At 65.2% G+C, this 13238-nt stretch carries 16 protein-coding genes; 5 read left to right on the forward strand and 11 right to left on the reverse strand.

All coding sequences use genetic code 11. The annotated features are described in order from the left end of the window. Positions 1 to 40 precede the first annotated feature (40 nt). On the reverse strand, positions 41 to 1498 hold the full coding sequence (locus tag PGN27_RS12765; protein ID WP_335326447.1) for an aldehyde dehydrogenase family protein: 1458 nt from the start codon (positions 1496 to 1498) through the stop codon (positions 41 to 43). 10 nt (positions 1499 to 1508) lie between these two features. Beyond that, positions 1509 to 2900 (reverse strand): NAD(P)/FAD-dependent oxidoreductase, encoded by a 1392-nt coding sequence (locus tag PGN27_RS12770; protein WP_335326448.1) that lies wholly within the window; start codon positions 2898 to 2900, stop codon positions 1509 to 1511. 186 nt (positions 2901 to 3086) lie between these two features. On the opposite strand from PGN27_RS12770, the gene PGN27_RS12775 reads away from it, so the two are divergent. Genes PGN27_RS12775 through PGN27_RS12790 form a run of 4 tightly spaced genes read left to right on the forward strand, consistent with a single transcriptional unit; the run spans position 3087 to position 7200 of the window. Next, the gene (locus PGN27_RS12775; RefSeq protein WP_335326449.1) at positions 3087 to 3710 is read left to right on the forward strand and encodes a TetR/AcrR family transcriptional regulator; all 624 of its coding nucleotides are present in this window, start codon (positions 3087 to 3089) and stop codon (positions 3708 to 3710) included. Next, positions 3707 to 5011 carry a nucleotide disphospho-sugar-binding domain-containing protein gene (locus PGN27_RS12780; protein ID WP_335326450.1) on the forward strand — a complete coding sequence of 435 codons (1305 nt, stop codon included), beginning with the start codon at positions 3707 to 3709 and terminating at the stop codon, positions 5009 to 5011. The genes PGN27_RS12775 and PGN27_RS12780 overlap by 4 nt, the downstream gene beginning before the upstream one ends. A 3-nt stretch (positions 5012 to 5014) precedes the next feature. Further along, positions 5015 to 6238, forward strand: coding sequence for a glucosamine kinase (locus PGN27_RS12785; protein ID WP_335326451.1), 1224 nt, complete (start codon positions 5015 to 5017; stop codon positions 6236 to 6238). Continuing rightward, positions 6235 to 7200 (forward strand): SIS domain-containing protein, encoded by a 966-nt coding sequence (locus tag PGN27_RS12790; RefSeq protein ID WP_335326452.1) that lies wholly within the window; start codon positions 6235 to 6237, stop codon positions 7198 to 7200. The genes PGN27_RS12785 and PGN27_RS12790 overlap by 4 nt, the downstream gene beginning before the upstream one ends. A gap of 4 nt (positions 7201 to 7204) precedes the next feature. Here PGN27_RS12790 and PGN27_RS12795 read toward each other — a convergent pair whose 3' ends face one another. After that, entirely contained in the window at positions 7205 to 7699 is a 495-nt protein-coding gene (locus PGN27_RS12795; protein ID WP_335326453.1) for a TspO/MBR family protein, read from the reverse strand. A 117-nt stretch (positions 7700 to 7816) separates the two neighbouring features. Between PGN27_RS12795 and PGN27_RS12800 the strand changes: the two genes are divergently transcribed. After that, the gene (locus tag PGN27_RS12800) at positions 7817 to 8263 is read left to right on the forward strand and encodes a MarR family winged helix-turn-helix transcriptional regulator (protein WP_335326454.1); all 447 of its coding nucleotides are present in this window, start codon (positions 7817 to 7819) and stop codon (positions 8261 to 8263) included. A gap of 58 nt (positions 8264 to 8321) precedes the next feature. On the opposite strand, the gene PGN27_RS12805 is transcribed toward PGN27_RS12800, so the two are convergent. From PGN27_RS12805 to PGN27_RS12840, 8 genes are read right to left on the reverse strand one after another with little or no spacing between them, the layout of a single operon-like run. Beyond that, positions 8322 to 9086 (reverse strand): GntR family transcriptional regulator, encoded by a 765-nt coding sequence (locus PGN27_RS12805; RefSeq protein ID WP_335326455.1) that lies wholly within the window; start codon positions 9084 to 9086, stop codon positions 8322 to 8324. 37 nt (positions 9087 to 9123) lie between these two features. Further along, positions 9124 to 9921, reverse strand: a complete 798-nt coding sequence (gene fabG / locus PGN27_RS12810) for a 3-oxoacyl-ACP reductase FabG (RefSeq protein ID WP_335326456.1) — start codon at positions 9919 to 9921, stop codon at positions 9124 to 9126. An 18-nt stretch (positions 9922 to 9939) separates the two neighbouring features. Next, on the reverse strand, positions 9940 to 10929 hold the full coding sequence (locus PGN27_RS12815; protein WP_335326457.1) for a phosphotransferase enzyme family protein: 990 nt from the start codon (positions 10927 to 10929) through the stop codon (positions 9940 to 9942). Positions 10930 to 10960: 31 nt separating this feature from the next. Further along, a complete protein-coding gene (locus PGN27_RS12820) occupies positions 10961 to 11605 on the reverse strand; it encodes a microcompartment protein (protein WP_335326458.1) in 645 nt (214 codons plus the stop codon). A 2-nt stretch (positions 11606 to 11607) separates the two neighbouring features. Beyond that, a complete protein-coding gene (locus PGN27_RS12825) occupies positions 11608 to 11889 on the reverse strand; it encodes a BMC domain-containing protein (RefSeq protein WP_019511670.1) in 282 nt (93 codons plus the stop codon). Positions 11890 to 11898: 9 nt separating this feature from the next. Further along, positions 11899 to 12150 (reverse strand): EutN/CcmL family microcompartment protein, encoded by a 252-nt coding sequence (locus tag PGN27_RS12830; RefSeq protein ID WP_030136887.1) that lies wholly within the window; start codon positions 12148 to 12150, stop codon positions 11899 to 11901. Then, positions 12147 to 12641, reverse strand: a complete 495-nt coding sequence (locus PGN27_RS12835; RefSeq protein WP_213448670.1) for a hypothetical protein — start codon at positions 12639 to 12641, stop codon at positions 12147 to 12149. The genes PGN27_RS12830 and PGN27_RS12835 overlap by 4 nt, the downstream gene beginning before the upstream one ends. After that, positions 12638 to 13237, reverse strand: coding sequence for a BMC domain-containing protein (locus tag PGN27_RS12840; protein WP_036463436.1), 600 nt, complete (start codon positions 13235 to 13237; stop codon positions 12638 to 12640). The genes PGN27_RS12835 and PGN27_RS12840 overlap by 4 nt, the downstream gene beginning before the upstream one ends. Between the last annotated feature and the right edge of the window lies 1 nt (position 13238).

Below are 13238 nucleotides of genomic sequence, written 5' to 3' on the forward strand. Positions count from 1 at the left end.
CTGCACTTCACGCATATTCAGACTTGTGGCACAGCGCTTTTCACGATGGACGGAACGAATCATGCGCCGCGCGGGGCGCATGTTTGACCATGATGTGCCTGGCCACCGTGTACTCGGCAACCGCGGCCTGGCTCATGTCCTTGCCGAATCCGCTCGCCTTCACGCCGCCGTGCGGCGCTTCCGAGGCGATCGGGAGGTGGTCGTTGACCCAGGTGACGCCGGCGTCGATGGAGTGCGCGACCCGTAGTGCCCGGGCCACATCGGTTGTCCACACCGACGAGGCCAGACCGTACCGACAGTCGTTGGCCAACCGAATCGCGTCCGCCTCGTCGGCGAACGGCAGCCCGACCAGCACCGGACCGAACACCTCGTTCTGCACGATCTCGTCAGACTGCTCTACCCCCGTGATCAACGTCGGCGGATAGTAGGCACCGACTCCTTCCGGAATGACGCCTCCCACCCGGACCGTGGCACCCGCGGCGACGGCACGTTCCACGAAATCATGTACACCGCAGCGATGTTCGACACTGACCAAAGGTCCGATATCAGTACGCGGATCACGTGGATCGCCGACCCGGATCTCACCGAAGACACGCACGAGGCGATCCATCAGTTCGTCGAAGACCGATGTGTGGGCGTAGACACGCGTGGCGGCCGTGCAATCCTGGCCGGAGTTGTATGTCGCCCCCATGGCGATACCGTGTGCGGCGGCATCCAGATCCGCGTCCTCGAACACCAAGCAGGGAGCTTTTCCGCCGAGCTCAAGGTGGACCCGCGCACCGCGGACTGCGGCCGACGACATCACCTGCCGACCGGCGCGCGTGGAGCCGGTGATCGAGATCAGTTGGATACGCTCGTCGGCCACCAATGCCTGCCCGATATCGTCACCACCGGTGACCACCTCAAGCACGCCGGGCGGGATACCGGCCGTGACGGCGAGTCCGGCGATGTAGAGCGTGCTTGTCGGGGTCGTCGGCGCCGGTTTGATGACGATGGTGTTCCCGGCGGCCAGCGCGGGGCCGATCTTCCACAGCCCCATGATCATCGGGAAGTTCCACGGGGCTATGCCCACCACCGGTCCCACTGGTCGGCGCACGATCATCGACGTGTAACCGGCGCTGAGAACCCCGGCGCCCGTCTCTTCGAGTGATCGGCCGGCACCGGCGAAGAACCGCAGATTGTCCGTCGCGAAAGGCAGTTCGCCATCGCGAAAGACCGCTTCCGGCTTACCCGTTTCGGCCACCTCGATAGCGGTCAACTCGTCCGAGTGAGCATCGATCAGATCGGCCCACTTCAACAGCACCCGCGCACGTTCGGCGGCGGTACGTTGCGACCAGTCGCCGAACGCCTCGGTCGCCGCCGTCACCGCGGCGGCCGCTTCGGCAACCGTGGCTTCGGTGACGGTGGCGGTGGGCTTTGCGCTGGCGGGGTCGATGAGCACCCGCTGATGCCCGGATCCGTCCGCCCTGCGGCCGCGATGAAAACGTCCAGTGGTCATGGGTCTCTCCTCAGCTGTTGAAGCCGACACCGAATCGGTCGAGGGTGCGCAAGAGCGTTCCCCTCGTGCCGGTTTCGTCCTCGCGCGCTAGTGCGGCGCGGGTGAGCTGCACGGCAGGCCAGCGCAGCGGCTCAGGCGGGAATGGCACCGCGGTGCCGGTTACCGCCTTCAGTCTTGTTCGTTCGGTCAGACGTCCATCCAAGAGGTCGAGCGCGACCCGGGCACCGAATCGGGTGGACGCCACGCCCAGGCCGGTGAAGCCGACCGCGTATGCCAGGCGGCCACGGTATGCGGTCCCGAAGATCGGGGTGAACCGGGTCGTGGTGTCGATGACCCCGCCCCACCGGTGGGTGAACGGCAGCGTGCGCAGCTGGGGGAATGTCTCTCGGAAGTGCTGTGCCAGAACACGATGGGAGGCGTCTCGTTGTTCGAGCTTGCTGTGCACGGCATTGCCGAAGTGATAGATCGCGTCGTATCCGCCCCAGACGATCCGGTTGTCACGGGTCCGCCGGAAGTAGTGGAACTGATTTCCCGCGTCGGTCAGTCCCTGATTCTCCGCCCAACCGATCGATTCCAACTGTTCGCCGGTCAACGGTGCCGTGGCGAGTACATAGTCGTAGACCGGCAGAATCCAGGCTCGTAGCCGCCGCAGCAGCGGCGGATAGGCGTTGGAGGCGAGCAAGACCTGTGACGTGTCGACGCGCCCGTCGGCGCAATGCACCGTCAGTCCGGCGCCCGACCGTTCGATACCGGTCGCTGCGGATCGCTCGAAGACCGCCGCTCCGAGCGTCTCCGCGATCGAACGCAGACCCTGGGTCAGCGCCATCGGATCGACGAGCCCGCCGCCGGATATCCGTAGTCCCCCGACGAAGGCCGGGGAATGGATGTCGGCGCGCACCTCGTCGCGGTCGAGGAAGCGCACCTCCTCGCCGCGGCGGGTGTACGTCGCCACCGCTGCCCGAAGGGCATCGGCGTCGTGAGGGGTCCTTGCCAGCGTGGTCTTGCCGACCATGCGCAGATCGACGTCGACATCGTGGCGCACGAGCAGTTCCACGATCTGCTCGACGTTCTCCCGGCCGAGACGCTGCAACTCGTCGAGTTCATCGGGCCACATCGCTTCACCGTGGGCGATGCCGTGGGTCAGGGATTCGGAGACGAAACCGCCGTTGCGGCCGGAGGCACCCGAGCCGACCCAGTCCTGTTCGAGCACGATGACGCGGCGGTCCGGGCGCTCGGTCAACGCTTCGATGGCCGCCCAGAGCCCGGTGTATCCGCCACCGACGATCACCAGGTCGGCGCGCTGCCGACCGGTCAACGGTGCGCTGCGCGGCCCCGACTCGACACCGTCCCACCAGACGGGCCGCGGCAGGGCATCGCGCAACTCGTCGGCGTCGGGTTTCATGGTGCGCTCCGGTATCTCTGCTGCATGATCGCGAACATAGTTGCACTGAAATTCAATGGCATCAATTCATAACATTGCACGTGAGGCGGGCTCGCGATGTAAAACCTGAGTAACTGTTCAAATTTTGTTCCCGCACTCGTCGGTTATCTGGCACAGTGATGTCGACAACGACTGAGGAGAACCGCCGTGCCGGTCAGCCGCACAGAACGACGGGCGAAGCTGCTCGACGCGGCGCAGCGTGCCGTGATGAAACACGGTGCCGACGTGCAGCTCAACCAGGTCGCCGCCGAGGCCGGACTGACCTCCGGGGCGGTCCTCTATCACTTTCCCGACGTCCAGACCCTGCTCGTCGAGGCCAACCGCGCCGGGATGGAACGGTTCTACGACGACCGGTTACGGGCCATCGAAGGTATTGCCGAACCCGACCGACGATTGGTCGTCACCATCGAATCCGGCCTCCCGGTGGATTCCGATGATCCGGCGGTCAAGCTCTTGTGCGAACTCGGTGGCGCTGCCGGCCGCTACCCCACCTACGGGGTACTGCTCACCGCGTTGTTCGATCGGCAGGTCGCGATGTACCAGGTCATCCTCGAATCCGGTGCGGCACAGGGCACCTTCACCCTCGCCTCCCCGTCGCTGACCATCGCTCGCAACATCGTCGCTCTCGAGGACGCCTACGGCTATCGGATGGTGGCCCGCCATCCCAGCCTCGATGCCGATGCCTCGACCGAACTCATCCTCGATTATGCGCGGGTGACGACCGGCCACCCACTGCCCCGCACAGAACATGGTGAAAGGAAGAAACGATGAGCACACCACTGACCATCATGTTCTGGCCGGAGTCCGCCTACGGACCCACCAACCAGTGCATCGGTGTCGCGGCGAAGCTGCAGGAACGCGGCCACCGCATCATCTTCGCCGCCGAGTCGTCCTGGGCAGGAAAGATCGAAAAGTACGGCTTCGTCGAAGAATTGGTCGATCTTGCCGAGCCGAGCCCGCAGGATGCCGACGCCGATGCCGGACAGTTCTGGACGGACTTCATCGCGAGCACCGCACCCGAGTTCGCCAAGCCGACCATCGAGCAGATCGAGACCTTCATCGCGCCGACGTTCCAGGCGCTGATCGACGGCGCGAAGTACAGCGAGTCCCGGCTGCGTGACATCATCGCCACGCACCGGCCCGACGTGATCGTCGAAGACAATGTCATCCTCTTCCCCGCGCTGACGACCGCGGGTAAACCCTTCGTCCGGTTCATCTCGTGTAGCCCACTGGAAGTATCGGGACCCGATGTGCCTCCACCATTCTCCGGTCTTCCCAGCGCCGATCCGTCCACCTGGGAGAGCTACCGTGCCGAGTTCGACCGCGTCCTGCGCCCGATGTGGGCGGACTTCGATGCCTGGGTCCGCGCGCAGGGTGGACCGAAGCTTCCCGAGCTTGAGTTCATGCCTCGCGACAACGCGGCAACCATCTACATCTATCCGGCCGAGGCCGATTACGTCGACCGCCGTGCACTCGACGATTCCTGGGTGCGCGTCGATTCCAGTATCCGAGAGACCGACGAGGCCTATGAGCTCCCGCCGAGCATGGCCGAACGTCCGGCGGGTAGCGCGCTGGTCTATCTGTCACTCGGCTCGCTGGGTGCCGCCGACGTCTCCCTGATGCAGCGACTGGTCGATGTGCTGGGCCGTACGCCACACCGCTTCATCGTCAGCAAAGGCCCGCAGGCCGACCGGATCACCCTGGCGGACAACATGGTCGGCGCACAGATGTTGCCCCAGACCAGGATCATCCCACTGGTCGATGCGGTGATATCGCATGGCGGGAACAACACCACCACCGAGTCGCTGCACTTCGGCAAGCCCTTGATCGTCCTGCCGTTGTTCTGGGATCAGTACGAGAACGCCCAGCGTATCGACGAGTTGAATCTCGGCGTGCGGCTGGACACCTACCACTTCGCCGACCACGATCTGATCGACGCCCTGGAACGCATCTTGGCCGACCACGAACTGCGCGAACGGGTTTCACAGATCGGGAAAAGGATCCGCGAACGAGACGGGCTCCGACTGGCGGCCGATGTGATCGAACGTGTCGGCCTCGAACACCGCGGCTGACCCGTGATCTCGGATTCGGACGATCCGCTTGCCGCCCCGCTCGATCTGCTGCCACTGGGGGATCGGCATGCGCTCGCGATCATCAGCAGCGGCGGAGCGCTCTCGGCGGTCCCGGTGGTCCGCGATGGCGTGCTGCGCCGCGCCGGCCCCGGTGACGGCGTGTCCGAAGCCCTGCTCGAGCTGATCGTGGGCACCGCGGGCCGCACCTCGACCGGCCGTTTCGGGGTGGTGTCGTGGGCTACCGGACGGGTACCGAAAGGCGAGCGCGCGGTGGGGGTCGACCAGACCAACGAGTCCGTGATCGTCGGTGACACCGCGGTGGTGAAGTGGGCGACGCATCTGGAGCGCGGGCCGCACCCCGTCCCCGGACGGCTGACCAGTCTGACGGCTTCGGGCTTCACCGCGATGCCCACGCCGTGGGGGATCATCACCTGGGCACCCGATGACGGCCCGGAAACACTCGTCGCGACGGTGACCGGATTCCTCCCGGGTGCCGTCGACGGCTGGACGTGGGCCGTCGAGCTGTTTGTGGCCGCCGCACGAACGGGTGATGCCACCGCCGTGACGCGCACCTGCGCATCCCTGGGAGAGGTGATCGCCGACCTGCATACCGCGTTGGCCGCGACGGTCACCATCGCCACCGAGACCGATGCCCTTCGTTGGCGTGACAATGCGTTCGCGACATTCGATACCGCGCGCCGACTGGCCGATCCGGACCTGGTAGACCGACTCACCCGACACGCCGACGTCATCGCGACCACGTTGCAGCGATTGGCCACTCTCGCCGGTGCGCCGATACTGGATGTGCACGGGGATCTGCACGTCGGTCAGATCCTCAGATCGACCAACACGTTGCTGGTCAATGATTTCGACGGTAATCCGGTTCTCCCGGCGGCCGAACGCATCCTGCCCGCACCGGCAGCAGTGGACCTTGCCGGCATCATCCAGTCGTTGGCACATGTCGCCATCGTCGCGACCCGCCGCGGCGAACTCTCACCCGACCGGCTGCAACCGGTCGACCTGGCTGCCCGTACTGCTCTGCACGACGCCTACCTGAGCAGGCTCACCGAGAACGGGCACGCTGCACTGCATGTCGAGGCTGCACTCACCGCCCTGCGGTTGCAGCAGGTGCTGCGTGAGATCATCTACGCCGCTCGCCACCTGCCCCGCTGGATGTATGTTCCCGATTCCGCCTTACCCGCCCTGCTCCACGAGATGAGCCGATGAACCCCGATGCTTTCGCCGCCGACCTCGCCCGCAAGCCGGAGGTGCTGTCCGAGCTGTCCACGGCTCTGGCACAGGCGAATCCGTGGACATCGGTCATCGCGGACGACATATCGCGCATCGTGTTCCTCGGCATGGGATCCTCCGCCTACGCAGCCGGCGTGGCCGCCGCACGATTGCGCGCGCGTGGTATCTGTGCAGTCTCGGAGATCGCGTCGTCGCAGCTACTGCCGGCCTGGGGTCCCGGCACCCTGGTCGTGGCGACCTCCGCATCGGGCGGATCGGTAGAAACACTCGACGCACTGGACCGCCTGGATCCGGCCACCACGACGGTGGCGCTGACCAATACCGCCGGATCGGCCATCACCGAACGCTGCTCGGCCAGCGTCGATCTCCTGGCCGAACCCGAGCTCGGCGGGGTGGCCTGCCGCAGCTTCCAGCACACCGTGGCGCTGTTGCTGGCGCTCGAATGCCACCTGACCGGAAAGTCCACCGAGGAACTGGCATCGACGGTGAGCACGGCCGCACGGGCCAGTGAGCACCTACTTGCTTCCGAAGTCGACTGGCTTCCAGTAGTTTCCGAGTGCCTGCTGGGTCCGGTCGAGACACATCTCTGCGCGCCGGCACACCGACTCTCGTCCGCCCAGCAGGGAGCACTGATGTTCCGGGAGGGTCCGCGGCGATCGGCCATCGGCTGTGAGACCGGTGATTGGAGCCACGTCGACGTGTACCGCACCAAGAACACCGATATGCGGATGCTGGTCTTCGCCGGCTCGGCATGGGAAGCGCAGCTGGCCGAGTGGACCGGACCCCGGAAGACCACCGTGGTGTCGGTCGGCGGTGAGGTACCCAGCGCGACCACCTGCGTGCGCTACCCCGGCGATGATATCGACGATGTCCGCCTGCTCACCGAGACATTGGTACCCGAGCTCGTCGCTGCCCGTGCGTGGCAGGCTCAGACCTGATACCTCAGCCGTTCAGCGACCAGATCGAATAGTTCAGCGCCGTCGCGAACAGCACCCACGCCAGGTACGGGATCAGCATCACCGCGGCAACGCGGTTGACCTTCCAGAACAAGGCGATGGTGGCTGCCACGGCGATATCGAGAAGCAGGATGTCGACAAGTGCCACCCCGCGCCACCCAAGGCCGAAGAACAGCGGCGACCACAGCAGGTTCAGAACGAGCTGGACGGCATAGCTGATCATGGCCGGGTTGGCCCACCGTGGAGCCTCCCGCCAGACCAGCCAGGCCGCGACTCCCATCAGCAGGTACAGGACCGTCCAGACCGGGCCGAAGAGATTCGGCGGCGGGGCCCAATCCGGTTGTGCGAGATTTCCATAATCGCTTGCCGCATCGGCCGATGCGAGTCCTCCCAGCGCCGCGACAAGCGCCACGGAAATCAGCGAGACGATCAGAGCCGGGATATGTCGGGACCGACCCTCGGTGGAGGTATCTGAAGTCATCTGCATCCTTTTCTGCTCGCTGTTCGGCGCCGTTGTGGTGCTGACACAATGGCTCGGATACCCACCATATTGTTCAGCGTGCTGAACAATAGCAAGTGCCTGACGAAGGAAGCTCCGATGGACGACCTGGACGGCTGGCCGACCGGTCGGCTGTTGTCGATGGCGGCTCGGCTGGTCGAACAGTCCTGGGAACACGTGCTGCGCGAATACGACCTGTCCAATGCAGGGCTGGTGGTGCTTCACGTGGTGGCGACCGGACCGGCGACCCAGCGCGAGATCGCACACGCTTGCCGGGTCACCGACCAGACGGCCAGTCGCACCGTCGAACGGCTGGAGCGGCTCGGCTATGTCAGTCGGCAGGTCGATCCGCGAGACGAGCGGCGTAAAACGGTCACCAGCACCGCGGCGGGGCGAAGGGTGTACGCCACGCTGGTGCAGCGGGAGAAGAGGGATCCGGGGTTGGTTTCCGCCATCGGCGACGACGGGCCCGAGCTACGCCGAATACTGTTGAAGCTGGTGCGCAGCCGCCGAATCGAAGACGACGACGCTGTCCCATCTCCCTGAAGTGATCAGTCCTGCGATCAGGACCGTTGCCCTGCAACACGTATCGGATTTGAGACGATCAGCCTGTCTGGCTTTGTAGTGTGATGGTGGCCGGCCCGGTCTTTGCCCCCGTCAGGCCCCGCCCCTGCGCAGTCACCGCCAGGGCGGTGCGATCACCCCTGAACAGATCTCGCGAGAACTCGTACGGGGTGCCGTACTGATCGTGTGTCACTCGAGTGATGAGCAACAGTGCGCTCTGCGGTTCGATGCCCAGCAGGCTCGCCTCCTCGTCGGTGGCGTTGACGGCCTCGATACGCTCCATCGCTTGGCCGTTGACCAGGCCGTAATGCGACTCCAGGAGTTCGTACAACGAACCGCCGAGCTGCTGTTCGAGCAGGCCCGGGAATCTGTCCGCCGGCAACTGGGCATGCTCCAGCGAGATCGGCGAACCGTCCGCCAGCCGCACCCTGGTGATATCGACGACGTAATCGCCGACACCTATCTGGAGCGCATGCCGCGTCGTCTGGTCGGCTACGCCGATCTTGGTGGACAGTACCCGCGAACCGGCGGAATAGCCCTGGCTGGCAAGGAAGGCTGGGACCCCCACCACGTCGGACAGGTTGCGCTGGACCTGGCCGTGGCTGATGAATATCCCACCGGCACGCCCGATGACCCGGTGCACCAGCCCGGCCTCCTCCAGTGCGGCCAACACCTGCCGCAGGCTGGTCCGGCTGGTGCCGTACCGCTCAGCCAGTTCACGCTCGCTGCCCAGCTTGGCTCCGGGATTCCCGGCATTCACGTCCGCGACGATGCGGCGGCGCAACTGCTCGCTGTGACTCGCCACCGCTCCCCCTGCATCCGCGTGATTGGTACATCCAATTCTAACCGGACACAGGCAGGGTCATTTCCGAGATGGCCATGTGCGACTCCGGCAGGATCTGGCCGCCGTCGACAACCAACGACTGCCCGGTGACGAACGCCGCCTCATCGGTGGCGAAGAACAGTGCGGCATTCCCGATATCGGCAACCGAGCCCAACCGACCGATCGGCACCGCCGAGGTCATCTGGTCGATGTAATCTCCGCCCATGTCCGCCAGCCCCTCGGTGCTGACATTCCCGGGCAGCACCGCATTGATGGTGATCTTGCGGGGTGCGAGTTCGATTGCGGCAGTGCGCAAGAAGCCCAGCTGGGCAGCCTTGCTGGCGCCGTAGTGCGACCATCCCGGGTAACCCGTGACAGGACCGGTGATGGACGAGGTGACGATGACCCGGCCATGTCCGCTGGCGGTGAGTGCGGCCAGCGCGGCCTGCACCATGAACACCGTCCCCTTGAAGTTGACCGCGAGCACCTGGTCGATATCGTCCGGGGTGAGTTCTTCGAGTCGGCCGGAAGGAAAGATGCCGGCATTCGCACACACGATATCCAGACCGCCGTGGCGTTCGATGGCGGCATCGACCACTCGTTGCGCCTGCTCCGGGTCCGCGACGTCGGCGCTGACCGCGCTGACCGCTCCGGACGCACCGTCGGCTGCCGCCACCGTGCGGTCGAGATCCTCCTGGTTACGCCCGGTGATGATGACGTTGACACCGACGTTGGCGAATACCTCGGCGATCCCGCGGCCGATTCCTCTGCTGCCACCGGTCACGATCGCGGTGCGACCGGCTAGTGAATGAAACATCGTTGTCCTCACTGTATGTCAGAGACTGTGTCCGTTGGATGACAGATAACGTTCGGCCAATCCGCAACTACCTTCGACGTAGCTGATGGCCTTGGTCGCCGATTCCCTGGAATGGCTGTGCGAGCCCATCCACGCGACGAGCAGCAGCCGCCTCAAGAACACGAACGAGGCCAGCATGTCCTCGTCTGCGGCGGTCAGTTCACGGCGGCTCCGGTACCCCGCCACCCAGGATTCCTGCCACTCGGGCAATGCCGGGTCGTCCTCGATGAAGGACACCGCGGTACCGAAATCGTATAGATACCAGCCGAACCCGCAGTCGTCAAAGTCGATGACCGTGATCCGGTCGGAACCCGGGTCGACCAACAGATTCGCCAGCCGCAGGTCGGCGTGCACCAGTCCGAAACGATTCGGGTCGGTACCGTAGGCATGCAGCCTGTCCTTGAGCAGCGTCTGCGCCCGCCCCAGCAGCTGCAGTTCGCGCTCTCCCATACCTGCCACGTCCTGCCAACGCCCCCAACGACCACGCTCACCCAGACTGTGTTCCCAGTCCCAGGAGAAGCGCTGGAAGCCGGTCGGCCGGCGCCACCGTTGCGCATGATCGTGCAACGCGGCGGTGATCCGGCCCAACGACTGGAAATCGTGATTGGTCAGCGCCGTTTCATCGGGTTCGGCACCGGCGACCATCTCGAATCGGACGACGTGCCGGTCGACGCCGGCCGCGTCGACCGTGACCACCCGCCGCCCGTCGACGGCAGGCAGGACGCGCGGAACGGTCACATCGCTGTCTGAGCTCAACGCGGCGAGCCAGTCGAGCTCCGATTCGATCTCGTGGGCACGGTGGTAGTTCTGCCGGTGTACCCGCAGGATGGACTGTTCGCCCTTATCGCTCACCAGATACGTGGCGTTCTCCGAGAGGTTCAGCAGTCGCAGGTCGGCATCGGCTGAGACCTCGTAATGGCCGAGTGCCCGTCTGGCGAGATCGACATCGTCGGTGATCACTGCTGCCACGAGTATCGCCTCCCTTGCACCTTCGCCATCATCAGTGCTCCCGGCCTTCGATACCTGCCAACACGTCGGTGATCCGGTCCCTGGCCACGGTGACGTCTTCGGCGCTGCCACCGATGTACAACCGCCCTGCCGCACCGATCATCTGAACATCGACGATGGTCAACCCCGGAGCGGCTCGCTCCGCCTCATTGGCCGCGACCGCGGCGAACAACGCCGGCGTCATCTCGTAGACCAGTAATGACTCACCGGGCAGGATCATCGACGCCTGCCGATTACGGTTCAGGATGACAGCGTGCTGATCGGTGATATCGGCGATGATGTCGTGATACAGCACCCGGGGCCGCAGCTGATCCTCGGCCTTGTTCTCGGTACCCGCAAGGATCGCCGCACCGGCCCGACGTACCTCGTCGAGATCGGCCGAGTGGATCTCCAGTACGCCGAATTGCCGCTCCACATAGAGGATTCCCGGCGATATGCCCGGCACCTCGCGCAGCGCCAGGTCGATAACCCGCTCGATCGCCAGGGCAGGCGACACCTCCACGATCAGGGCGTGCTCACCCGCGTACGGTGGATAGCCCCGCGCGCGGGTCGGAGTCCCGAGATATGCCGCGAACTGCCGTTGCAGATCCTCGACCAGGAGGTAGACCCGTATCTGGGTGTGGATGGAGCCCGACATGGCTACTTGCTGGACACCGCGAAGTGGGCGCCCAGCTCATTGTGCGGACGCGGGATGACATGCACGCTGACCAGTTCACCGACCTGCGAGGCGGTCTCGGCGCCGGCCTCGGTGGCGGCCTTCACGGCTCCCACCTCACCGGTCACGATGACCGCCACCAACCCGTCGCCTACCTCCTTGCGGTCGGTGATGGTGACGTTGGCCGCTTTGACCATCGCGTCGGCGGCTGCCAATGCGGCGACATATCCCTTGGTTTCGATGAGACCGATTGCATTGCTGGACATGGTTTCTCCTTATTGGTTGGGTGTTGCGTCTATGGAACCGATGATGAGCGCATCGACCGGTGGCGGTGCGCCGGTGAACCAACCCGAGGCCACCGACCCCTGCGCGATGAGCACACGCTCGCCGACACCGGTGCCGAGAACATCGAATGCGACCAACCGGGACTCTGTGCCGTCGATCTGCACCTCCAGGAAGGCTCCCGGCGGAATCCCCGCCACGTGCCGTGTCGACCACACGTTGCCGGTGACAGTTGCTGCGATCATGTCCGCTCCTTGGTGATGGTGATGCCGAGGCTGCGTGCCTTCTCCCTTGCCAGCGGTGTCAGCACCGCACGCCGGCCGAGTATCAACGTCCCGCCTGCCAGATCTGCCAGATAGCGTTCGGTGACCGCCCCGCTGTCCACCCGGTGAACCGGGCCACCCGATCCCGTGCCCGTTGCTTTCGCGGCGAGCCGGAACCGCAACCGGCCGGTCTTGAGATCCGCACGGTTCTTCGGATTCTCGAACAGCCGCAGCAGTTTTCGTACGAAGCCGTCGAGTTCCGCATCGTCGGACAGCCGAACCGTCTCGGTGCGGGTCCTTCCCTCGGACGCACGCGGCCCGGTGGGTTCCACTCCCAGCTGCTCGGCCACCGAGGCCGGTGGCGCGGTGGTCACCGGTGCAGACGGGCCCGGTTCCGGGGTCTTCAGGCTTGCGACAGCGTCGCGTACCACCTCCCGGACCAGCGCACGTAACTCGTCACGGTCGACGCTCATGACTGCGCCAGTGCCTGACGGGCCGCGTCGGCGGCCTGGCGGACATCGGCTTCGGCGCCCGCGAGATACACCCGGCCGGTCGCGCCGATCATCCGGAAGTCGACGACCTTGATATCCGCGGCCTTCTCTGCCTCGTTGGTGGCCAGGATCGCGTACGAGGCGGGTTGTACCTCCAGGACGAACAGCGACTCCCCTGCCAGCACCATGGAGCCGATCTTGTTGCGATTGATCAAGAACGCGTGCTGGTGATCGATGCTGGAGATGATGCGAGACGCCAGGATCGTCGGACGCACCGCCGCGCCACCGTCACCGCCGAGGGAATCCAGCGCGGCGTCGGCCGCAGCCTTGACCGCGCCGGTCTCACCGTGGAACTCCAGGTAGCCGAACTGGCGCTCCACCACCAGGATTCCGGCCTTGACCTCGGCGTGTTTGAGTGCCACATCGGTGACACCCTCGATGTCGAGGCCGGGAGCCACCTCGATGATCTGGGCGGCCTGGTTCGCCCGGGGCAGCGCACCCTTGATCCAGGTACCGAGATAGGACATCGTCTGCGGTTGGAGACGATCGATGAAGATGAAAGAACGCAGTTCGGCCACA

This window comes from Mycolicibacterium neoaurum, from assembly GCF_036946495.1.
Lineage (GTDB): Bacteria > Actinomycetota > Actinomycetes > Mycobacteriales > Mycobacteriaceae > Mycobacterium > Mycobacterium neoaurum_B.

Excerpts from the sequence above, each read along its gene's own strand:
- PGN27_RS12770 (WP_335326448.1), bottom strand. The coding sequence starts at position 2,900 with ATGAAACCCGACGCCGACGAGTTGCGCGATGCCCTGCCGCGGCCCGTC.
- PGN27_RS12830 (WP_030136887.1), bottom strand. The coding sequence starts at position 12,150 with ATGATCGCAGCAACTGTCACCGGCAACGTGTGGTCGACACGGCACGTG.
- PGN27_RS12820 (WP_335326458.1), bottom strand. The coding sequence starts at position 11,605 with ATGTCGGGCTCCATCCACACCCAGATACGGGTCTACCTCCTGGTCGAG.
- PGN27_RS12790 (WP_335326452.1), top strand. The coding sequence starts at position 6,235 with ATGAACCCCGATGCTTTCGCCGCCGACCTCGCCCGCAAGCCGGAGGTG.
- fabG (WP_335326456.1), bottom strand. The coding sequence starts at position 9,921 with ATGTTTCATTCACTAGCCGGTCGCACCGCGATCGTGACCGGTGGCAGC.
- PGN27_RS12825 (WP_019511670.1), bottom strand. The coding sequence starts at position 11,889 with ATGTCCAGCAATGCAATCGGTCTCATCGAAACCAAGGGATATGTCGCC.
- PGN27_RS12765 (WP_335326447.1), bottom strand. The coding sequence starts at position 1,498 with ATGACCACTGGACGTTTTCATCGCGGCCGCAGGGCGGACGGATCCGGG.
- PGN27_RS12780 (WP_335326450.1), top strand. The coding sequence starts at position 3,707 with ATGAGCACACCACTGACCATCATGTTCTGGCCGGAGTCCGCCTACGGA.
- PGN27_RS12800 (WP_335326454.1), top strand. The coding sequence starts at position 7,817 with ATGGACGACCTGGACGGCTGGCCGACCGGTCGGCTGTTGTCGATGGCG.
- PGN27_RS12795 (WP_335326453.1), bottom strand. The coding sequence starts at position 7,699 with ATGACTTCAGATACCTCCACCGAGGGTCGGTCCCGACATATCCCGGCT.
- PGN27_RS12835 (WP_213448670.1), bottom strand. The coding sequence starts at position 12,641 with ATGAGCGTCGACCGTGACGAGTTACGTGCGCTGGTCCGGGAGGTGGTA.